The sequence below is a fragment of the Pseudomonas sp. BF-RE-22 genome (genome assembly GCF_019956155.1).
GTDB lineage: Bacteria > Pseudomonadota > Gammaproteobacteria > Pseudomonadales > Pseudomonadaceae > Aquipseudomonas > Aquipseudomonas migulae.
Genome location: NZ_JAHBDD010000011.1, coordinates 93,321 through 112,686, shown reverse-complemented (window position 1 = coordinate 112,686; position 19,366 = coordinate 93,321). Strand labels below are relative to the sequence as shown.

Annotated in this window: 19 protein-coding genes and 1 other RNA gene; 11 read left to right on the top strand and 9 right to left on the bottom strand. The window is 59.7% G+C overall.

The features are described from left to right. Nucleotides 1–155 precede the first annotated feature (155 nt). The gene (locus KGA82_RS07080) at nt 156–308 is read left to right on the top strand and encodes a hypothetical protein (protein WP_008024268.1); all 153 of its coding nucleotides are present in this window, start codon (nt 156–158) and stop codon (nt 306–308) included. Between the two features lie 35 nt (nt 309–343). Here the strand turns inward: KGA82_RS07080 and KGA82_RS07075 are convergent, their stop codons facing one another. From KGA82_RS07075 to KGA82_RS07060, 4 genes are all read right to left on the bottom strand, one after another. Then, nucleotides 344–949 carry a 5-formyltetrahydrofolate cyclo-ligase gene (locus tag KGA82_RS07075; RefSeq protein WP_223434018.1) on the bottom strand — a complete coding sequence of 202 codons (606 nt, stop codon included), beginning with the start codon at nt 947–949 and terminating at the stop codon, nt 344–346. Between the two features lie 86 nt (nt 950–1,035). Continuing rightward, nucleotides 1,036–1,214, bottom strand: a non-coding RNA gene (ssrS, locus tag KGA82_RS07070) — 6S RNA. A gap of 30 nt (nt 1,215–1,244) precedes the next feature. Then, entirely contained in the window at nt 1,245–1,562 is a 318-nt protein-coding gene (locus tag KGA82_RS07065; protein WP_008024266.1) for a cell division protein ZapA, read from the bottom strand. After that, entirely contained in the window at nt 1,559–1,768 is a 210-nt protein-coding gene (locus KGA82_RS07060) for a TIGR02449 family protein (RefSeq protein ID WP_003177365.1), read from the bottom strand. The genes KGA82_RS07065 and KGA82_RS07060 overlap by 4 nt, the downstream gene beginning before the upstream one ends. A gap of 199 nt (nt 1,769–1,967) precedes the next feature. On the opposite strand from KGA82_RS07060, the gene KGA82_RS07055 reads away from it, so the two are divergent. The 9 genes from KGA82_RS07055 (at nt 1,968) to gcvH (ending at nt 11,506) form a co-directional block, all read left to right on the top strand. Further along, the gene (locus KGA82_RS07055; protein WP_008024262.1) at nt 1,968–2,528 is read left to right on the top strand and encodes a YecA family protein; all 561 of its coding nucleotides are present in this window, start codon (nt 1,968–1,970) and stop codon (nt 2,526–2,528) included. A gap of 27 nt (nt 2,529–2,555) precedes the next feature. Next, complete coding sequence (pepP, locus tag KGA82_RS07050; RefSeq protein WP_008040694.1) at nt 2,556–3,890, top strand: Xaa-Pro aminopeptidase; 1,335 nt, start codon at nt 2,556–2,558, stop codon at nt 3,888–3,890. Beyond that, entirely contained in the window at nt 3,887–5,074 is a 1,188-nt protein-coding gene (ubiH, locus tag KGA82_RS07045) for a 2-octaprenyl-6-methoxyphenyl hydroxylase (RefSeq protein ID WP_223450024.1), read from the top strand. Before pepP ends, ubiH begins: the two co-directional genes overlap by 4 nt. Further along, nucleotides 5,067–5,552 (top strand): DUF4442 domain-containing protein, encoded by a 486-nt coding sequence (locus KGA82_RS07040; protein WP_008040698.1) that lies wholly within the window; start codon nt 5,067–5,069, stop codon nt 5,550–5,552. Before ubiH ends, KGA82_RS07040 begins: the two co-directional genes overlap by 8 nt. Nucleotides 5,553–5,561: 9 nt before the next feature. Next, nucleotides 5,562–6,779 (top strand): 2-octaprenyl-3-methyl-6-methoxy-1,4-benzoquinol hydroxylase, encoded by a 1,218-nt coding sequence (locus tag KGA82_RS07035; RefSeq protein WP_177318868.1) that lies wholly within the window; start codon nt 5,562–5,564, stop codon nt 6,777–6,779. 245 nt (nt 6,780–7,024) lie between these two features. Next, nucleotides 7,025–8,029: an extracellular solute-binding protein gene (locus KGA82_RS07030; protein ID WP_223450023.1), complete on the top strand. Its 1,005-nt coding sequence runs from the start codon at nt 7,025–7,027 to the stop codon at nt 8,027–8,029. A gap of 187 nt (nt 8,030–8,216) precedes the next feature. Continuing rightward, on the top strand, nt 8,217–9,833 hold the full coding sequence (locus KGA82_RS07025; RefSeq protein ID WP_008024249.1) for an ABC transporter permease: 1,617 nt from the start codon (nt 8,217–8,219) through the stop codon (nt 9,831–9,833). A gap of 156 nt (nt 9,834–9,989) precedes the next feature. Then, complete coding sequence (gene gcvT, locus KGA82_RS07020; RefSeq protein WP_192227502.1) at nt 9,990–11,072, top strand: glycine cleavage system aminomethyltransferase GcvT; 1,083 nt, start codon at nt 9,990–9,992, stop codon at nt 11,070–11,072. A gap of 50 nt (nt 11,073–11,122) precedes the next feature. Then, nucleotides 11,123–11,506, top strand: a complete 384-nt coding sequence (gene gcvH, locus KGA82_RS07015; protein ID WP_008040704.1) for a glycine cleavage system protein GcvH — start codon at nt 11,123–11,125, stop codon at nt 11,504–11,506. A gap of 114 nt (nt 11,507–11,620) precedes the next feature. On the opposite strand, the gene KGA82_RS07010 is transcribed toward gcvH, so the two are convergent. Together KGA82_RS07010 and KGA82_RS07005 are read right to left on the bottom strand one after the other, a co-directional pair. Next, nucleotides 11,621–12,316 (bottom strand): hypothetical protein, encoded by a 696-nt coding sequence (locus tag KGA82_RS07010; RefSeq protein ID WP_008040705.1) that lies wholly within the window; start codon nt 12,314–12,316, stop codon nt 11,621–11,623. Nucleotides 12,317–12,489: 173 nt separating this feature from the next. Next, the gene (locus KGA82_RS07005; protein ID WP_008040706.1) at nt 12,490–13,179 is read right to left on the bottom strand and encodes a hypothetical protein; all 690 of its coding nucleotides are present in this window, start codon (nt 13,177–13,179) and stop codon (nt 12,490–12,492) included. A 439-nt stretch (nt 13,180–13,618) separates the two neighbouring features. On the opposite strand from KGA82_RS07005, the gene gcvP reads away from it, so the two are divergent. Then, nucleotides 13,619–16,492, top strand: coding sequence for an aminomethyl-transferring glycine dehydrogenase (gene gcvP, locus KGA82_RS07000; protein ID WP_223450022.1), 2,874 nt, complete (start codon nt 13,619–13,621; stop codon nt 16,490–16,492). Between the two features lie 171 nt (nt 16,493–16,663). Here gcvP and KGA82_RS06995 read toward each other — a convergent pair whose 3' ends face one another. From KGA82_RS06995 to KGA82_RS06985, 3 genes are all read right to left on the bottom strand, one after another. Continuing rightward, complete coding sequence (locus tag KGA82_RS06995) at nt 16,664–16,984, bottom strand: DUF2388 domain-containing protein (protein ID WP_008024239.1); 321 nt, start codon at nt 16,982–16,984, stop codon at nt 16,664–16,666. A 75-nt stretch (nt 16,985–17,059) separates the two neighbouring features. Beyond that, a complete protein-coding gene (locus KGA82_RS06990) occupies nt 17,060–18,844 on the bottom strand; it encodes a GspE/PulE family protein (protein WP_223450021.1) in 1,785 nt (594 codons plus the stop codon). 90 nt (nt 18,845–18,934) lie between these two features. Then, nucleotides 18,935–19,273: a hypothetical protein gene (locus KGA82_RS06985; RefSeq protein WP_223450020.1), complete on the bottom strand. Its 339-nt coding sequence runs from the start codon at nt 19,271–19,273 to the stop codon at nt 18,935–18,937. Between the last annotated feature and the right edge of the window lie 93 nt (nt 19,274–19,366).

Here is a 19,366-nt window from a genome sequence, read left to right as displayed (position 1 = left end):
TATGACAAACCGACGGTCGGTTGACGCCAGCGTTTGCGTGTCGGTTCACGTTGTCGCAAAATGCCGGCCTTCTAAGCTTGACGCTGCTGCACGGCCTACACCTACAACGGAAACCGCTGCTGTCATCGTATTGATGTGCCTTTGGGGGGCAATCGATGAAACGCAAACCGGATTTACTATGGATTTTGGTTATTTTGTTCGGCCTTGGCGTCGTGACCACTGGCTATGCCCAAAGCTTGTGGAGCAACAAGACCGATGCGCCGATTGAAATCGCGCAGCAACAACAGCCGTCAGCCTTCAAGCGCTGAACCTGTCTTTTCGACGCCGCTGATTCGAGTGGCGTCTAGTCTGCGAAATACCACGCCTTGTCTGTAACCGTTCCTTGCAACGGCACATCCCAGCTCGCCTGAGCCAGTCTTCCGACCTTCTGACATTCATGGGCCAGCCCCAATAGCGTCGGCTTGCGCCAGCTTTTCCGCCGCGCCAGATACGCCAGGCTCCGGTCGTAGAAGCCACCACCCATGCCGAGTCGGCCACCGACATCGTCGAACCCCACGAGCGGCAACAGCACCAGATCAAGCGCCCAGACTTTGCGTTGTCGGGCGAGGTTGTGCCTGGGTTCGAGAATACGGAAGCGATTGGGTTGGAGCTTTTCGCCGGGGCGAATCCGCTGGAACACCATTTTGGTTCGCGGCCAGGCGCTGAGCACCGGCAGGTAAGTCGCCTTGCCCCGACGTTGCGCGGCGCGCAGCAACAGGCGCGGATCGATTTCACCGTCGGTGGGTAAATAGAGCGAGATATGTTTGGCGCGGCGAAACAACGGCTGCTGGGCCAATTGCTTGTACAGCCCGCGAGCGGCCTGGCGCTGCTGACTGGCTGTCAGTGCGCGGCGGGCCTTGCGCAGCATGCGTCGAAGTTGCGGGCGGGGCAGCAGCGCAGGTTCGGTCATGGATTCGGGCTTCGGCAGTGCGGGTACACAAAGCGTACCCGTAAAAAAGCCGATGCCGGTATTTAAACCGGCATCGGACTGGAATCAGGCTCCCCGGATGAACCGCTGCTGACTTAGCCCTTGAACCCGAAAGTTCAAGGTGGAAGATGCAGTAGGCTTTAAGGCTTTCCGTCTAGCGGACATGCACACCAGCCCAACGTGCAGCCTCCAGGGTAGTGCGAATCGGCTCAGGGACGTGGTCAACTGGCAAGCACCCCAGGGAGTGTTGCGAGTATAACCCAAGCGGTCGGACGAATCAGCCCTTGGTGACGTCTGGATCGGTGGCGAGCACCAGATCGACGCGGTCCAGCAGGTCGCGCACCTGCTCGCGGGTCGAGCCGCTGACCTGTACATCCGGCCGTTCTTCCTTGTGCAGAAGGTCGTGCGTGATGTTCAGCGCGGCCATCACGGCGATGCGATCGGCGCCGATGACTTTGCCGCTACTGCGGATCTCGCGCATCTTGCCGTCCAGGTAACGGGCGGCGCTCACCAGGTTGCTGCGCTCTTCCTGGGGGCAAATGATCGAATATTCTTTGTCGAGGATCTGCACGGTGACGCTATTGCTTGAACTCATGAGTCTTGCTCCAGGGCCTTGAGGCGCGAAATCATCGATTCGACCTTACGCCGGGCGATTTCGTTCTTTTCAATGAGGTGAGCGCGTTCCTCGCGCCAGGTTTTTTCCTGAGCTAGTAGGAGTCCATTTTGACTCTTAAGTTGCTCGACTCGATCAATTAGCAGTTCGAGTCTGGCCATCAGCGCTTGCAGGTCGGTGTCTTCCATTGTGTCCACTGAAATGTCTGATGGGTGTTGAACCGTAGGAGCGGGCTTGCTCGCGATGGTCGCCAACGATAACGCTGGGTCCCTGACACCCAGCGGCGTTCTCGGGTTCATCGCGAGCAAGCTCGCTCCTACAGGGGTAGTCGATGTAGGATACAAGGCCTTCATTCTAGACATAGCGCCGTCTGGCGCCTAGCTGCCCATGCCCATTCAGAATTCTCCGTACCAAGCCTTCGCCACCCTGCTGACTTCCAGCGGTCACAACGTCTCGCCTGCCGAACTGCATGGCCTGCTGCTCGGTCGCAGTTGCGCCGGTGCCGGTTTCAATGCAGAAGAGTGGCTGATCGATGCCGCCGAGCTGCTCGAAGGCGAGCCGCAAGACAACGTTCGCAATGCCTTGATCGGCTTGCAAGAGATGGTCAAGGGCGAACTCACCGGCGACGACGTGACCGTCGTTCTGCTGCTGCCGACCGATGACGCGCCGCTGGCTGACCGTGCCGCCGCACTGGGCCAATGGTGCCAGGGCTTCCTCAGCGGTTTCGGCCTGAACTGCCGCGACAGCAGCATGCTCAGCACCGAGGCCACCGAAGTGTTGCAGGATCTGGCGGCGATTTCCCAGGTGCAAGACGCGCTGGAAGAGTCCGACGACGGCGAAAGCGACTACATGGAAGTCATGGAGTACCTGCGTGTCGCGCCGCTGCTGCTGTTCTCCGAAACCCGTAAGCCAGACGCGCCGGCTGCCGCCAAACCGTCGTTGCATTAATCGCGAGCCAGGAAAAGCCATCTGCCCATGATTCATATCCCGAAATCGGAATACAGCCGTCGCCGCAAGGCCTTGATGGCGCAGATGGAACCCAACAGCATCGCGATTCTGCCCGCCGCCGCGGTCGCCATCCGCAACCGCGACGTCGAGCATGTTTACCGCCAGGACAGCGACTTCCAGTACCTCAGCGGTTTCCCCGAGCCTCAAGCCGTTATCGTGCTGATGCCGGGTCGTGAGCATGGCGAATACCTGCTGTTTTGCCGTGAGCGCAACGCCGAGCGAGAACTCTGGGACGGCCTGCGCGCCGGTCAGGAAGGCGCGATCCGCGACTTCGGTGCCGACGACGCTTTCCCCATCACTGACATCGACGACATCCTGCCGGGCCTGATCGAAGGACGCGACCGGGTGTATTCGGCCATGGGCAGTAACCCGGAATTCGACCGCCACCTGATGGAATGGATCAACGTGATCCGCTCCAAGGCGCACCTCGGCGCGCAGCCGCCGAACGAATACGTTGCGCTGGATCATCTGCTGCACGACATGCGCCTGTATAAATCGGCGGCAGAAGTGAAGGTGATGCGCGAAGCCGCGCGGATTTCCGCTCAGGCGCATATTCGTGCGATGCAGGCCAGCCGGGCCGGGTTGCATGAGTACAGCCTTGAAGCCGAGCTTGATTACGAGTTCCGCAAGGGCGGGGCGAAGATGCCGGCGTATGGTTCGATCGTCGCGGCGGGGCGCAACAGCTGCATCCTGCATTACCAGCAGAATGACGCGGTGCTCAAGGACGGCGATCTGGTGCTGATCGACGCCGGTTGCGAGATCGACTGCTACGCCAGCGACATCACGCGCACCTGGCCGGTCAACGGCAAGTATTCAGCGGAACAGAAGGCGATCTATGAGTTGGTGCTGGCTTCACAAGAAGCAGCCTTTGCCGAAATCGCCCCGAACAAACACTGGAATCAGGCGCACGAAGCCACGGTCCGGGTGATTACCACCGGTCTTGTGAAGTTGGGCCTGTTGCAGGGCAACGTCGACGAACTGATCGCCAGCGAAGCCTATAAAGCGTTTTACATGCACCGCGCCGGCCACTGGCTGGGCATGGATGTGCATGACGTCGGCGAGTACAAGGTCGGCGGCGAATGGCGCGTGCTGGAAGTCGGCATGGCGCTGACCGTGGAACCGGGGATCTACATCGCCCCGGACAACCAGAACGTAGCGAAGAAATGGCGCGGCATTGGCGTGCGCATCGAGGATGACGTCGTGGTCACCAAAACCGGCTGTGAAATCCTGACCAATGGCGTACCGAAAACGGTCGCCGAGATTGAAGCCTTGATGGCGCAAGCGCGGACAAAAGCAGCATGAGTCGAGTCAATCTGGCAATTATCGGTGGCGGCCTGGTCGGTGCCAGCCTGGCGTTGGCCTTGCAGGCCGGGGCCAAGGCGCGCGGCTGGAAGATCGTGCTGATCGAACCGTTTGCCCCCGGCCACACCTATCAGCCGAGCTACGACGCCCGTTCTTCGGCGTTGTCCTACGGTGCCAAACAGATTTATCAACGGTTGGGCGTGTGGCAGGAAATCTCCCGCCGTGCCGAGCCGATCAAGCAGATTCACGTTTCCGACCGTGGCCGTTTCTCCACCGCGCGCTTGTCGGCGATGGAAGAGGGCGTGCCGGCGCTGGGGTATGTGGTGGAAAACGCCTGGCTCGGCCAATGCCTCTGGCAAGGTCTGGACAAGGACGTGGTCACCTGGCGCTGCCCGGCGGAAGTCACGCGCATGGAACCGCTGACCGACGGCTATCGCCTGACCCTCAGCGACGAAACAATGCTGGAGTGCGACCTCGCAGTGCTCGCTGATGGCGGCCGTTCCGGTCTGCGCGAGCAACTGGGGATCGGCATCAAAAAGCGCCCGTACAACCAGAGCGCGCTGATCGCCAACATTACTCCGAGCGAAGCGCACAACGGCATGGCGTTCGAGCGTTTCACCGACGACGGTCCGATGGCGTTGTTGCCGTTGCCGGAAAATCGTTGCGCATTGGTCTGGACCCGTCTGGGCATGGACGCGCAACGGCTTGCGGCCCTGGATGAACGCAGTTTCCTCAACGAATTGCAGGGCGTGTTCGGTTACCGCCTCGGCACGTTGAAACAGGTCGGCGCACGGCATCTTTATCCGTTGACGCTGATCGAAGCCGAAGAGCAGGTGCGTCCGCATCTGGCGATCCTCGGCAACGCCGCCCACAGCCTGCACCCCATTGCCGGCCAGGGTTTCAACCTGTCGCTGCGTGATGCGCAAGCGTTGGCGGATGCGCTGCTGGCGAGCGAGACTTCGCTCGGCGATTTCGCGACCTTGCAGGCTTACCGCGAACGCCAGCGGATGGATCAGAACCTGACCGTGGGCTTCTCCGATCAGGTCACGCGGTTGTTCGGCAGCACTCAACCGCTGGTTTCGCTGGGCCGTAACATCGGCCTGCTCGGCCTCGATCTGCTGCCGCCGGCCAAGCGCTGGTTCGCCCGACAGGCCATGGGCCTGGGTACGCGTCCCGATGCGTAAGTGGCTGACGAGCAGGTTCGGCAAAGCGCGGTTGATGCGTTGGATCATGACCTTCTACCCGCCGTACCTGGGCGCCGGGGTTCGCGTGCGGCACATCAGCGATGACTTTCGGGACATCACGGTGTCCATGGGCCTGGGCAGGTACAACCGCAATTACGTCGGCACGCAGTTCGGTGGCAGCCTGTATTCGATGGTCGATCCGTTCTACATGCTGATGCTGATGGAAAACCTCGGACGCAATTACATCGTCTGGGACAAAACGGCAGACATCGATTTCATCTCGCCGGGCAAAGGCCCGGTGTTCGCCAACTTCAGGGTCGACGAGACCTTGCTCGACGAGGTCCGCCGGCAAACGGCGAACGGCGAAAAATACCTGCCGCAATTGCAGGTCGATATCCACGACGGCGCCGGCACCTTGGTGGCGCGGGTCCAGAAAACCCTTTACGTGCGGCTCAAGCCGCAAGCGAGACAGGCTTAAAGCATGGACATGCGCGCAGATCTGCTGATTGTCGGGGCCGGAATGGTCGGCAGCGCCCTGGCGCTGGCGTTACAGGACAGCGGGCTGGAAGTCCTGCTGCTGGACGGCAGCCCGATGAGCGTCAAACCCTTCGACGGGCAAGCGCCGTTCGAACCGCGCGTGAGCGCGTTGTCGGCGGCCAGCCAGCGGATTCTTGAACGCCTCGGCGTGTGGGACGGCATTGCCAGCCGGCGCAGCAGCCCGTACACCGACATGCATGTCTGGGACGGCAGCGGCACCGGGCAGATCCACTTTTCCGCCGCCAGCGTGCATGCCGAGGTGCTTGGGCATATCGTCGAGAACCGCGTGGTTCAGGACGCCTTGCTCGACCGTTTGCACGACTGCGACCTCGGGATGCTGGCCAATGCGCGCCTGGAGCAGATGCGCCGCTCCGGCGATGACTGGCTGCTGACGCTCGCCGATGGCCGCACCTTGCGTGCGCCGCTGGTGATTGCGGCGGATGGTGCCAACTCGGCGGTTCGGCGCTTGGCCGGGGTGGCCACGCGCGAGTGGGATTATCTGCACCACGCGATCGTCACCAGTGTGCGCAGCACCAGGCCTCATCAAATGACGGCCTGGCAGCGCTTCACCGACAACGGTCCCTTGGCGTTTCTGCCACTGGAACGCGACGGTCAGCAGGATTGGTGTTCGATCGTCTGGTCGACCACGCCGAGCGAAGCCGAACGGCTGATGGCGCTGGACGACACAGCGTTTTGCCTCGAACTGGAACGCGCCTTTGAAGGCCGGCTCGGCACGGTGCTGAGCGCCGACCCGCGTCTGTGCGTGCCGCTGCGTCAGCGTCACGCCAAGCGGTATGTGGCCGAAGGTCTGGCGCTGATCGGCGACGCGGCGCACACCATTCACCCGTTGGCTGGGCAGGGGGTGAACCTCGGTTTCCTGGATGCCGCGGTCCTGGCTGAAGTGCTGCTGCAAGCCGCCGAGCGGGGCGAGCGGCTGGCAGACGCGAAAGTGCTGAGCCGTTACGAGCGTCGGCGCATGCCGCATAACCTGGCGTTGATGGCAGCGATGGAAGGCTTCGAGCGCTTGTTCCAGGCGGATCCGCTGCCGGTGCGCTGGTTGCGTAATACCGGGTTGAAGATCGTCGAGCAGATGCCGGAGGCCAAGGCGTTGTTTGTGCGTGAGGCGTTGGGGTTGACCGGGGATCTGCCGGCTCTGGCCAAGGCCTGACTTTCGCTGGAGCTGATGGCCCCTTCGCGGGCAAGCCTCGCTCCTACAGGTTTCGAGTTGATCGCGACATTGGCGTACAACACAAAACCTGTAGGAGCGAGGCTTGCCCGCGAAGGCGTCGACACATCCGCTACACATCCCTAGCCATGCAACATCTGGTAACTCCTCCGCAAACTGTTCGATTGAGAAGGTAAATGTGAGTCCTTATCATTTGGTCTCACTTTTCGAATCGAGAGATCGCTCCCATGTTGGCACCGAAGCGTCTACTGACAGCACTCGCCCTGACCCTGATCGGCAGCACCGTTGCCCAGGCCGCTGACGAGGTGGTGGTTTACTCCTCGCGTATCGACGAGCTGATCAAACCGGTGTTCGACGCCTACACCGCGAAAACCGGCGTACAGGTGAAGTTCATCACCGACAAGGAAGCGCCGCTGATGCAGCGCATCAAGGCCGAGGGCGAGAACGCCACCGCCGACCTGCTGCTGACCGTCGATGCCGGCAACCTGTGGCAAGCCGAGCAGATGGGCATCCTGCAACCTTTCACTTCGAAAACCATCGACGCCAACATCCCGCTGCAATACCGTGCGGCTTCTCATGCCTGGACCGGCCTGAGCCTGCGGGCGCGGACCATCGCGTACTCCACCGACCGGGTGAAACCGGGCGAGTTGAGCACTTACGAAGGTCTGGCCGACAAGAACTGGGAAGGCCGCCTGTGCCTGCGTACGGCGAAGAAGGTCTACAACCAGTCACTGACCGCCACCATGATCGAAGTGAATGGCGCCGAGAAAACCGAGAAGATCCTCAAAGGCTGGGTCAACAACCTGTCCACCGACGTGTTCTCCGATGATGTCGCGGTATTGGAAGCAATCAACGCCGGCCAGTGCGACGTCGGCATCGTCAACACTTACTACTACGGCCGTCTGCACAAGCAGAAGCCTGACCTGGCGGTGAAGCTGTTCTGGCCGAATCAGGCTGATCGAGGCGTACACGTCAATCTTTCGGGCATTGGCCTGACCAAGCACGCGCCGCACCCGGAAGCGGCCAAGGCGTTGGTGGAGTGGATGACCACGCCTGAGGCGCAGAAGATCTTCGCTGATGTGAACCAGGAGTTCCCGGCAAACCCTACGGTGGCGCCGTCCGCGGAAGTCGCCGCCTGGGGCAAGTTCGTCGCCGATACCTTGCCGGTGGAAGTCGCTGGCAAACGTCAGGCTGAAGCGATTCGCATGATGGATCGGGCTGGCTGGAACTGAGTCTGTCGATATACTGCGCCCCGCCTGTGTGCAGACACCGCTGACCCTGTAGGAGCGAGCCTGCTCGCGATGAATGTTAACGATAACGCGGGGTGCCTGACGGTCCGCGGTGTCGTGACGTTCATCGCGAGCAAGCTCGCTCCTACAATGGCCTCTGTGTATCGTCCATCCGCTCGAGAGTTTGTCCTTGGCCCACCCCGCCCAACGCCGCTGGTATCCCCTGGTCTTCGCCATCGCTGCGCTGGTCTTGCTGCCCCTCAGCGTTCTGTTGCTCTCCTGGCAAACCATCGATCATCAAATCTGGTCCCACCTCTGGGACACGCAGATGCCGCGGTTGCTGGGCAACACGCTGACCCTGGTGCTTGGCGTCGGTGCCGGCGTAACGCTGCTGGGTGTCAGCCTCGCCTGGCTTACCAGCCTCTGCGAATTCCCCGGTCGGCGCTGGCTGGATTGGGCGTTGATGCTGCCGTTCGCGATTCCCGCCTACGTGTTGGCGTTCGTCTTCGTCGGATTGCTGGATTTTGCCGGTCCCGTTCAAACGTTGATGCGCGAATGGTTCGGCACGGGCCTGCGACTGCCGCGAGTCCGCTCGACCGGCGGCGTCATCCTTGTTCTGGTATTGGTCTTCTATCCCTACGTTTACCTGCTGGCGCGCACGGCGTTTCTCGCTCAAGGCAAAGGCCTGATGGAAGCGGCGCGAGTCCTGGGGCAATCGCCGTGGCAGGCGTTCTGGCGCGTCGCGTTGCCGATGGCACGCCCGGCCATCGGTGCGGGTGTGGCGTTGGCGCTGATGGAAACCCTGGCAGATTTCGGTGCGGTGTCGGTGTTCAACTTCGACACGTTCACGACGGCGATCTACAAAACCTGGTACGGCTTCTTCAGCCTTTCGACGGCCGCACAACTGGCCAGCCTGTTGCTGTTGGTGGTGATGGTCGTGCTGTACGGCGAGCGCCGCGCACGCGGGGCCAACCGCGCAAGCAATGAACGACCGCGGGTCAAAGCGTTGTATCACCTGCGCGGCTTCAAAGCGCTGGCAGCGATGAGCTGGTGCGGTCTGGTGTTTGCCTGCGCCTTCGTGATCCCGGTGCTGCAATTGGTGGTGTGGTTCTGGCAGCGGGGGCGTTTCGACCTGGATGAGCGTTACACCGGCCTGATCGTCCACACCTTGTATCTGGGCGGCATGGCGGCGCTGATTACCGTCAGCGTTGCATTGGTGCTGGCGTTTGCCCGGCGTCTGGCGCCGACCCGGGCGATCCGCTCCGGTGTCAGCCTGGCCAACCTCGGCTATGCGTTGCCGGGTTCGGTGCTGGCGGTATCGATCATGTTGGCGTTCAGTTATCTGGATCGCGAGCTGGTGATTCCGCTGTCGGGATGGTTGGGTGGTGCCGGCAAGCCGTTGCTGTTGGGCAGCCTGTCGGCCTTGCTGCTGGCCTATTTGGTGCGATTCATCGCGGTGGCTTACGGGCCGCTGGAAAACAGCCTGGCGCGAATACGGCCATCTTTGCCCGAAGCGGCACGTAGCCTTGGAGTCGGTGGTCCGCGACTGTTTTTCAAAGTGTATCTGCCGTTATTGCTGCCCGGCACATTGAGCGCTGCGTTGCTGGTGTTCGTCGACGTACTCAAAGAAATGCCCGCAACCCTGCTGATGCGCCCGTTTGGCTGGGATACGCTGGCGGTGCGCATCTTCGAAATGACCAGCGAGGGCGAGTGGGCGAGGGCGTCATTGCCGGCGCTGACCCTGGTTTTGGTCGGGCTGTTACCGGTCATCGGATTGATTCGACGTTCAGCGCATCGAAACACCTAGGTGTCAGTCCTACACCTTGAGGCTACAATGCGCGGCATTCGGTGCGGTCCGTCCTACAGACCCGGTTGCTGAAATCGGCTGAAAGCCTTCTATTTCAAGGCGTTCACTCCGTGCAGCACCGGCCCGCACCTTCGCCACGCCCGGAAGGAGAAACCCATGGGACAGCGTACGCCTCTGTATGACCTTCATCTCGCCCTCGGCGCGAAGATGGTCGATTTTGGCGGTTGGGATATGCCTCTGCATTACGGCTCGCAGGTCGAGGAACACCATCAGGTGCGCCGCGATTGCGGGGTTTTCGATGTATCCCACATGACCGTGATCGATGTCAGCGGCGGGCAGGCCAAGGCCTGGCTCCAGCATTTGCTGGCCAACGACGTCGAACGCCTGCACAGCCCCGGCCGTGCCTTGTACAGCACCATGCTCAATGAACGTGGCGGCATCGTCGACGACATGATCGTCTATCGCCTCGAGGACGGTTATCGCCTGGTGGTCAACGCCTCCACCCGCGATCAAGACCTGGCGTGGATGCAGGCGCACCTCGACGGCTTCGATGTGCAGCTCAACGAGCGCTCCGAGCTGGCGATGCTGGCCATTCAAGGCCCGCATGCCCGACACAAAATCTCCGAACTGGTCACCCAGTCTCGCGGCAACCTGATCCAGTTGCTCAAGCCGTTCGAAGGCCAGCCTGACGGTGACTGGTTCATCGCACGTACCGGCTACACCGGCGAAGACGGTCTGGAAATCATTTTGCCGGCCAGTCAGGCACCGGGTTTCTTCAACGATCTGGTGGGTGCAGGCATCTCGCCGATTGGCCTTGGCGCACGGGATACGCTGCGTGTCGAAGCTGGCATGAACCTGTACGGTCAGGACATTCATCAAGATGTTTCGCCGCTGGCCTCGAACATGGCCTGGAGCATTGCCTGGGAGCCGGCCTCTCGCCAGTTCATCGGCCGCGTCGCTCTGGAAGCTGAACGGGCAGGCGGCGTACAGCACAAACTGGTGGGGCTGGTCCTTGAGGAGCGTGGGGTTTTGCGCGCTCATCAAGTGGTCCGCATCGCCAATGTTGGCGAAGGAGAGATCACCAGTGGTAGTTTCTCTCCTACGCTTAGCAAGTCGATTGCACTGGCGCGCGTGCCAATGGCGACTGCCGACCGCGCAGAAGTGGAAATCCGTGGCAAGTGGTACCCGGTCCGAGTGGTCAAACCGACCTTCGTACGCCATGGCAAAACCTTGATTTAACCTTTTCTGGCGGGCAACGACCGCTGACAATTTTCTTGAGGACACAGAATATGAGCGATATCCCTGCCGACCTGCGTTTTGCCGAAAGTCACGAATGGGCCCGTCTGGAAGCCGATGGCACCGTCACTGTGGGCATCAGCGATCACGCTCAGGAAGCCTTGGGCGATGTGGTGTTCGTTGAGCTGACTGAAGTAGGAAACGTCTTTGCAGCTGGTGATCAATCCGGCGTGGTTGAGTCGGTCAAAGCTGCGTCCGACATCTACTCCCCGGTTGCCGGTGAAGTGATTGCGATCAACGAAGAGCTGAGCGCCAATCCGGAACTGCTCAACTCCGACCCGTACGGTGCCTGGATCTTCAAGCTCAAGCCAAGCAACACCGCCGATCTGGACAAGCTGCTTGATGCGGCTGGCTACAAGGCCGCCATCGGCGAGTAAACATCGCCAAAAGCGGATCCGCTACAAGAGCGCCGCGTTTTCCTTGCCTGGAGAACGCGGCGTTTTTGTTTAATGCCGTGCGGTGAAGTCTTGCTGTGACGGTTTGCTGACCAATCATGCCGCCATTGCTACCGCTTTGTTTACCCTGGCATGAAGTGCCGTTATCTGGTCGTCTGTCAGACGTGTTGCCGGTTCGCCCGGAACCCAAACACCGCTGTCGTTGTAAGTGATTGTTTTGGTCTCTCCGTCATTGACCGTGACGACGTAAGAGTTAGATACATTTCCGGCGATTAAAGACCCCGCCGCCTGGGCTGTGCCGAACCATAGTTGGAACTGGTTTTTTGGTGTCATGGTGGTTGCACCGATGCTCATGCCGCCTGAACAGTTCACCCAAATACTGTTACCTTTGGAGTCCAGCAATATTTCGCTTGGATTGGCCAGTAGTTGGTTGTTGATTAAAATATCTCCAGAGACACCGCCATTTGTGGCAGGGCTAAATACGCCATATTCATCGAGTGTCGTTTTTTGTCCCGTATTGATAGGAAGGTTTTTGCCTCCCGAGGTAAATGTAATATCGCCTTGTTGTATTGGGGAGTTTGTAAAATTGACCATAAAAGAGTTGCTGGATATGTCGAATGTGTTTTTGTATTGATAGCTGGGCTGGCCTGTTGTGGCTTTGGCGGGCTTTGCTAACCATATGGCGGTAAAGCTGTTATTTACCATTTTTGCAAGGTAGAGGCTGTAATTGTTGGTTTTCTGGGCGATCAGTTGTGCCTCTTCGATATAAACAATAATTTGCTGTTCGCTCATGGCTGTTTTCCATTCGGTCCGGTATTTCTACCGCGTTGCTAGTGTCAATAAAAAACCCTGTAGATCCAGGATTTACAGGGTTTTTTGAACATGTCTGCGCGTTCAAGACTGTCAACGGTAAAACGAAAGGCTTTCAGTCCATTGTGCAAACGGTGCTCGATCCACCCTCCATACTATGCCGCTACTTTGATCCCCACCCGGGCATGCAGCGCCGCGACTTCCTTGTCGCTGAGGCGGTTGGCCGGCTCGCCAGTCACCCAGTCGCCACTGTCGTTATAGGTGAGGGTGATGCTGCCTCCATTCTGCAAGGTTGCCACATAGGCATTGGATAGGTTTTGGGCAATCAGTGAGCCAGTTTCTTGAAGGTTTCCGAACCACAGTTGGTATTGGTCTTTGGGTGTCAGCGTTGCGGTGCCGATGTTCATGCCGCTCTGGCGATTGACCCAGATATTATTGCCATCGGAATCCAGCAGTATCTGGTGGGGATTGCCTTGGAGTTTATTGTTGATAAGAATATCTGACTTCACGCCGCCGTTTTGGGCCGGTGAAAAAACACCGTTTTGATCCAGTGTTGTAATCTGGCCGGTACTGATGGGCAGGTTTTTTCCGCCGGAAGTGAAGGTGACATCGCCTTGTTGAACCGGATCGTTCGTGAAGTTGACATTGAAGGATGGTGTCGTGATATCGAATGTGTTGCGGTATTGATAGCTAGGATTGCGAACGGTGGCCACAGCACCTTTTGATTGCCAGATAACAGTAAAATCATTATTTACCTTTTTGGCCAGATAAAGACTGTAGTTGTTTTCTTTTTGTGCAATCAGTTGCTGTTCTTCAATATACAAAATTATTTGTTGGCTGCTCATTTTTGAACTCCATTTCGAATAAAGCGTAGCTTGGTTTGTTTGTAACTGGGTAGTGGCTTTTTGGTTCCGTTGCCCAGTCCTCAACAAACATAGCATGCGGATTATTGTGCTATAGATCTATTGGCTATGGTTTGATTCTATCTATCGCGATTGGTTTTTTAAGAATTTGACTGTTTTAATAAGTGTCGGCTTTTCACCTATTTGCAAGCGCCGTTGCGCGGGTACTTATGAAGAGTTTTATTTTTGGCGAGTAAGAATAACTATATATAACTATCGGCGATGCATATATCGCTGGAATGAAAGAGTCTGAAGAGACTTGGCGTGTTTTGAATGCATCAGGGACGGGCCGCGTCCAAAGACGCCATGCCTAGCACAGGGGAGCTATGCTGTTTTGACCGTGTTGCATCGACGTTGAGCGCCAGTCAAGAGAGAGCCCGTCATGTCCCAGTTGCCGTCCTTGAGTCAGTTACGCGACCCCAATGCCTTCCTCCGCCGTCACCTCGGGCCCGATGCCGCCGAGCAGCAGGCGATGCTCGACAGCCTCGGTGTTGGTAGCCGTGTCGAGCTGATCGAGCAGACGGTGCCGCCGGGAATCCGCCTTAACCGGGCGCTAGACCTGCCACCCGCCCTCGACGAACAGGCCGCGTTGGCCAAGCTGCGTGGCTACGCCGAGCAGAACCAGGTCTGGACCAGCCTGATCGGCATGGGCTACCACGGCACGCTGACGCCGACCGTCATTTTGCGCAATGTCCTGGAAAACCCCGGTTGGTACACCGCCTACACGCCGTATCAACCGGAGATCGCCCAGGGTCGGCTCGAAGCGCTGCTGAACTTCCAGCAATTGACCATCGACCTCACGGGGCTGGAACTGGCCAATGCCTCGCTACTGGACGAAGCCACCGCGGCGGCGGAAGCCATGGCCCTGGCCAAGCGTGTCGCCAAGTCCAGGAGCAATCTGTTCTTCGTCGATGAAAACTGTCATCCGCAGACCATCTCCGTGGTGCAGACCCGGGCCGCAGGTTTCGGTTTCGAGCTGATCATCGACGCTGTGGATAACTTGAAACAGCACCAGGTGTTCGGCGCGCTGTTGCAGTATCCCGACACCCACGGCGAGATTCGCGATCTGCGTCCGTGGATTGATCACCTGCACGCCCAGCAAGCCCTGGCCTGCGTCGCCACCGATCTGCTGAGCCTGCTGTTGCTGACGCCGCCGGGAGAATTGGGCGCCGACGTGGTGTTCGGCTCGTCCCAGCGGTTTGGCGTGCCCATGGGTTACGGCGGCCCCCACGCAGCGTTTTTTGCCAGTCGCGATGAATACAAACGTGCGATTCCGGGGCGAATCATCGGCGTCTCGAAAGACGCGCGCGGCAACATTGCGTTGCGCATGGCCCTGCAAACCCGTGAGCAACACATCCGCCGGGAGAAGGCCAACTCGAACATCTGCACTGCCCAAGTGCTGCTGGCCAATATCGCCAGTTTCTATGCGGTCTACCACGGTCCGGAGGGGCTGAAACAGATCGCCCAGCGTGTTCACCGGCTGACCTGCATCCTCGCCGCTGGTCTGGAGCGTCGCGGCATTAGCCGCCTGAACAAACACTTCTTCGACACGTTGACGCTGGAAGTCGGTGGCACTCAAACCGCGATCATCGAAAGCGCGCAGGCCGCGCAGATCAACCTGCGGATTCTGGGGCGCGGGCAATTGGGCCTCAGCCTCGACGAAACCTCTGACGAAAGCACCGTGGCGAAGTTGTTCGATGTCTTCCTGGGGGCCGATCATGGGCTCAACGTCGACGAACTGGACGCTGAAACCCTGCCTTCCGGCATTCCTGACGGGCTGCTGCGCACTTCGCCTTACTTGCGTCACCCAGTGTTCAGCGCCCATCACAGCGAAACCGAGATGCTGCGTTACCTCAAGCAATTGGAGAACAAGGACCTGGCGCTCAATCAATCGATGATTCCGCTCGGCTCTTGCACCATGAAGCTCAACGCCACCAGCGAAATGATCCCCATCACCTGGCCGCAATTCGCCAACTTGCACCCCTTTGTGCCGAAAGAGCAGGCGGTCGGTTATACGCTGATGATCGAAGAGCTGGAGCGCTGGCTCTGCGCGATCACCGGTTTCGATGCGATCTGCATGCAGCCCAACTCGGGTGCCCAGGGCGAGTACGCGGGGTTGCTGGCGATTCGCAAATACCACGAGAGTCGGCATCAAGGCGGGCGGGATATCTGCCTGATCCCGTCCTCGGCCCACGGCACCAACCCCGCTTCGGCGCAGATGGCCGGAATGCGCGTGGTGATCGTCGAATGTGACGAGGCGGGCAACGTCGATCTGGAAGATCTGAAAGGCAAGGCTGCCGAAGCGGGCGACAAACTCGCCTGCCTGATGGCGACGTACCCTTCGACCCACGGCGTGTACGAAGAAGGCATCAGCGAGATCTGTGAAGTTATCCACAGTCACGGCGGTCAGGTGTACATGGATGGTGCCAACCTCAATGCGCAAGTCGGGTTGGCGCGGCCGGCGGACATTGGTGCCGACGTTTCCCATATGAATTTGCACAAGACCTTCTGCATTCCCCATGGCGGTGGCGGGCCCGGCATGGGACCGATTGGCGTGCGGGCGCACTTGGCGCCGTTCGTGGCCAACCACCCGGTAGTGGCGATTGACGGCCCGCTGCCGGAGAACGGCGCAGTCAGCGCAGCGCCCTGGGGCAGCGCGAGCATTCTGCCGATCAGCTGGATGTACATCGCGATGATGGGGCCGCAACTGGCGGACGCCAGTGAAGTGGCGATCCTCGCCGCGAATTACCTGGCGCAGCATTTGTCGGGGGCGTTCCCGGTGCTCTACACCGGGCGTAACGAGCGTGTGGCCCACGAATGCATCCTTGATCTGCGGCCGCTCAAAGTGCTGACCGGCATCAGCGAAGAGGACGTCGCCAAGCGCCTGATGGACTACGGCTTCCATGCGCCGACCATGTCCTTTCCTGTGCCGGGTACCTTGATGGTCGAGCCGACCGAAAGTGAATCGAAGGCGGAGCTGGACCGCTTTATCGGGGCGATGCTGAGTATCCGCGCGGAAATCACCGAGGTGCAAAACGGCAATTGGCCGGCGGAAGACAATCCGCTGAAACGGGCGCCGCACACCTTGGCCGACATCACTGGGGTTTGGGAGCGGCCCTATACCATCGAACAGGGCGTCACGCCGGACGCGCACACCAAGGCGCATAAGTATTGGCCGGTGGTGAATCGTGTCGATAACGTCTACGGCGACCGGAACCTGTTTTGCGCGTGTGTCCCGGTGGACGACTATCGCTGAAACACACACGGCCCTGTAGGAGCGAGGCTTGCCCGCGAAAGCGTCTTAACATCCAACATTTATGTTGACTGACATGACGCTTTCGCGGGCAAGCCTCGCTCCTACAGGATGGTTGTGTCGGGCACAAAAAATGCCGCTCATGTGAGCGGCATTTTTGTTCAGCCGTAAATCTTACTTCGACGCGACGGCATTCTTCGCCAGGATCGCATTCGCCAGTTCCATATCCGTGGCCTGCAGGCCCGGGTTGTCGGCGCGGACTTTCTGCATTGCGGCTTCCAGATAGGGGCCGCGAATAGCGCCGTCACTGGCGACAAAGCTGCCGGCGTCGTCCTGGGCGGCGACGATCAGCTTTTGATCCCTGGAGGTCAGGTAGGACGAACCGGTGGTGGCACCGGAAGTAAGGACGTTACGCCAAAAGCTGTCATCAGCCATCGCCGAACCGACAGGAAGGGACAACACGGCGAGGGTAGCAACAGCAAGTTTGAAACGCATGATGGGTGACTCCACTGGGTTAACTACGCGGGGTTGGATTGCCAATGACCCTGCCGAGTTCCATCACGGTCGCAGCTACTTTTGTTCACTCTGCGGCGTCACCCGCAGCACCTCCTCGATCGTCGTCAAACCCGCCGCCACCTTCTGTGCGCCCGACAGTCGCAAGCTGCGCATGCCTTCCTTGAACGCCTGGCGCCGTATCGCCAGCAAGTCGGTGTCGGGGTTGATCAGCGCTTTGAGGCCATCCGTCAGTTGCATGATTTCGTACACCCCGGCGCGGCCGCGATAGCCGGTGTCGCGGCATTCCAGGCAACCGATGGCGCGTTGCGCATTGCCGGGCAACGGCGCTTGCCAGGGTTTGGTCAGGGTTTGCCAGTCTTCTTCACTCAGGGTCAGCGGGGCCTTGCAGTGCGGGCACAACGTACGGACCAGCCGCTGCGCCATGACGCCGAGCACCGTGGCCTTGATCAGGTAATGCGGCACGCCCAGTTCCAGCAGGCGGCTGATGGCGCTGGGCGCGTCATTGGTGTGCAGCGTCGATAGCACCAGGTGGCCGGTGAGCGCGGCTTGAATCGCCATTTCGGCCGTCTCCAGGTCCCGGATCTCGCCGATCATGATGATGTCCGGGTCTTGTCGCATCAGGGCGCGCACACCGGCAGCGAAAGTCAGGTCGATGTTGTGCTGGACCTGCATCTGGTTGAAGGCCGGCTCGACCATCTCGATCGGGTCTTCGATGGTGCAGAGGTTGACCTCCGGCGTCGCCAGTTTTTTCAGTGTGGTGTAAAGCGTGGTGGTCTTGCCCGAACCGGTCGGGCCGGTCACGAGGATGATGCCGTTGGGCTGGCTCGTCATGTCCTGCCAGCGGCGCAGGTCTTCGGCGGAAAACCCAAGCTGATCGAAGTCCTTGAGCAGCACTTCCGGGTCGAAAATCCGCATGACCATTTTTTCGCCGAATGCCGTCGGCAACGTCGACAGCCGCAGTTCGACTTCGCCGCCATCCGGGGTCTTGGTTTTGACCCGGCCGTCCTGGGGTTTGCGTTTTTCCGCGACGTTCATCCGCCCCAGGCTCTTCAGGCGACTGACAATCGCCATGGTCACCTGCGGCGGGAATTGATAGACGTTGTGCAACACGCCGTCGATGCGAAAACGCACCGTGCCTTGCTCGCGTCGGGGCTCGATGTGGATATCGCTGGCGCGTTGCTGGAAAGCGTACTGGAACAGCCAGTCGACGATATTGACGATGTGCGCGTCGTTGGCGTCCGGCTCCTGATCGCTGGCACCGAGGTTGAGCAGTTGTTCGAAATTGCCCAGGGTGCTGGTTTGATGATCGTTGTTGGTTGCGCCGCTGACCGATTTGGCCAGGCGAAAGAACTCCACGCTGAAGCGCTGGATATCCACCGGGTTGGCCACCACCCGCTTGATCGGCAGCTTCAACACATGGGTCAGGTCGGCTTCCCAACCCTTGACGAAAGGCTGGGCGCTGGCCACGGTCACAGCGTCGCGATCGATGGACACCGCGAGAATCTTGTGGCGCTGGGCGAAGGCGTAGGACATCAGTGGCGTAACGGCCGCGACGTTTATTTTCAGCGGATCGATGCGCAGATAAGGCTGACCGGCCTGCTGCGACAGCCACAGGGTCAGGCTTTCCAGATCGAGGTGTTTACCGGGACGGCTGAGGTCATCCAGCTGTTGGCTGGCGATGAACTCCAGCGGGTGCATCTGGCCATTGGCGGCGTGACGGCGGCGGGCATTCAGTGCGTGCTCGGCCGAATCCTGGCTGATAAAGCCCTGGGCGACCAACTCGCGCAGCAAATCATTGAGATCCAGCCAGCGGTCCTGAAAGGCAAGTTGAACGGACATGCGGGCTCCTCGTGAACAACAGTTCGCAAAGGATAGTCGTGGACCCACCGACCGTTGGGCCACTACCCGACGAATCCGTATCGGGTTTTTTCAGCCCGTCGCCTGAGCGGCTTCAGCCCACGCAGAATCAGACGTTTGCAGGTCCACCGAGCAGACGCTGATCAGGTTACGTAGTTTTTCCGCGATCACTTGAGCGCGGTGCCAGCTCAGTCCGTCCATGACGATGTCGATCGCCAGCAGGTCGTCCGTGCGCTGCACGTTGACCTGTTGCGGCGTCAGGAACTGCAGTGCGAACAGGTTGAGCGCCCGGCACAGCAGGTCCGGTTCGGCTTCGGCCAGCAGTTGGTAGTGCACACGACACTGGGCGTTGCTGGTGTTCCAGACATCGGCGCGAGTGGGCGGGGTGTTCACGGCTTCAAGATGCGGCATGGTCGGTCTCCAAAATCACTGGAGGAATTTTTACATTCGATGCCGGGCATTTCTTATCTATGATGGGGCTAATTAACGATTTATCGAATCGTG

What these genes read in the sequence shown, in the direction of transcription:
- ubiH (WP_223450024.1), top strand. Translation starts at nt 3,887, where the DNA reads ATGAGTCGAGTCAATCTGGCAATTATCGGTGGCGGCCTGGTCGGTGCC.
- pepP (WP_008040694.1), top strand. Translation starts at nt 2,556, where the DNA reads ATGATTCATATCCCGAAATCGGAATACAGCCGTCGCCGCAAGGCCTTG.
- KGA82_RS07040 (WP_008040698.1), top strand. Translation starts at nt 5,067, where the DNA reads ATGCGTAAGTGGCTGACGAGCAGGTTCGGCAAAGCGCGGTTGATGCGT.
- gcvT (WP_192227502.1), top strand. Translation starts at nt 9,990, where the DNA reads ATGGGACAGCGTACGCCTCTGTATGACCTTCATCTCGCCCTCGGCGCG.
- KGA82_RS07075 (WP_223434018.1), bottom strand. Translation starts at nt 949, where the DNA reads ATGACCGAACCTGCGCTGCTGCCCCGCCCGCAACTTCGACGCATGCTG.
- KGA82_RS06990 (WP_223450021.1), bottom strand. Translation starts at nt 18,844, where the DNA reads ATGTCCGTTCAACTTGCCTTTCAGGACCGCTGGCTGGATCTCAATGAT.
- KGA82_RS07080 (WP_008024268.1), top strand. Translation starts at nt 156, where the DNA reads ATGAAACGCAAACCGGATTTACTATGGATTTTGGTTATTTTGTTCGGC.
- KGA82_RS07010 (WP_008040705.1), bottom strand. Translation starts at nt 12,316, where the DNA reads ATGAGCGAACAGCAAATTATTGTTTATATCGAAGAGGCACAACTGATC.
- gcvP (WP_223450022.1), top strand. Translation starts at nt 13,619, where the DNA reads ATGTCCCAGTTGCCGTCCTTGAGTCAGTTACGCGACCCCAATGCCTTC.
- KGA82_RS07065 (WP_008024266.1), bottom strand. Translation starts at nt 1,562, where the DNA reads ATGAGTTCAAGCAATAGCGTCACCGTGCAGATCCTCGACAAAGAATAT.
- KGA82_RS07035 (WP_177318868.1), top strand. Translation starts at nt 5,562, where the DNA reads ATGCGCGCAGATCTGCTGATTGTCGGGGCCGGAATGGTCGGCAGCGCC.
- KGA82_RS06995 (WP_008024239.1), bottom strand. Translation starts at nt 16,984, where the DNA reads ATGCGTTTCAAACTTGCTGTTGCTACCCTCGCCGTGTTGTCCCTTCCT.
- KGA82_RS07060 (WP_003177365.1), bottom strand. Translation starts at nt 1,768, where the DNA reads ATGGAAGACACCGACCTGCAAGCGCTGATGGCCAGACTCGAACTGCTA.
- KGA82_RS07055 (WP_008024262.1), top strand. Translation starts at nt 1,968, where the DNA reads ATGCCCATTCAGAATTCTCCGTACCAAGCCTTCGCCACCCTGCTGACT.
- KGA82_RS07005 (WP_008040706.1), bottom strand. Translation starts at nt 13,179, where the DNA reads ATGAGCAGCCAACAAATAATTTTGTATATTGAAGAACAGCAACTGATT.
- KGA82_RS06985 (WP_223450020.1), bottom strand. Translation starts at nt 19,273, where the DNA reads ATGCCGCATCTTGAAGCCGTGAACACCCCGCCCACTCGCGCCGATGTC.
- gcvH (WP_008040704.1), top strand. Translation starts at nt 11,123, where the DNA reads ATGAGCGATATCCCTGCCGACCTGCGTTTTGCCGAAAGTCACGAATGG.
- KGA82_RS07030 (WP_223450023.1), top strand. Translation starts at nt 7,025, where the DNA reads ATGTTGGCACCGAAGCGTCTACTGACAGCACTCGCCCTGACCCTGATC.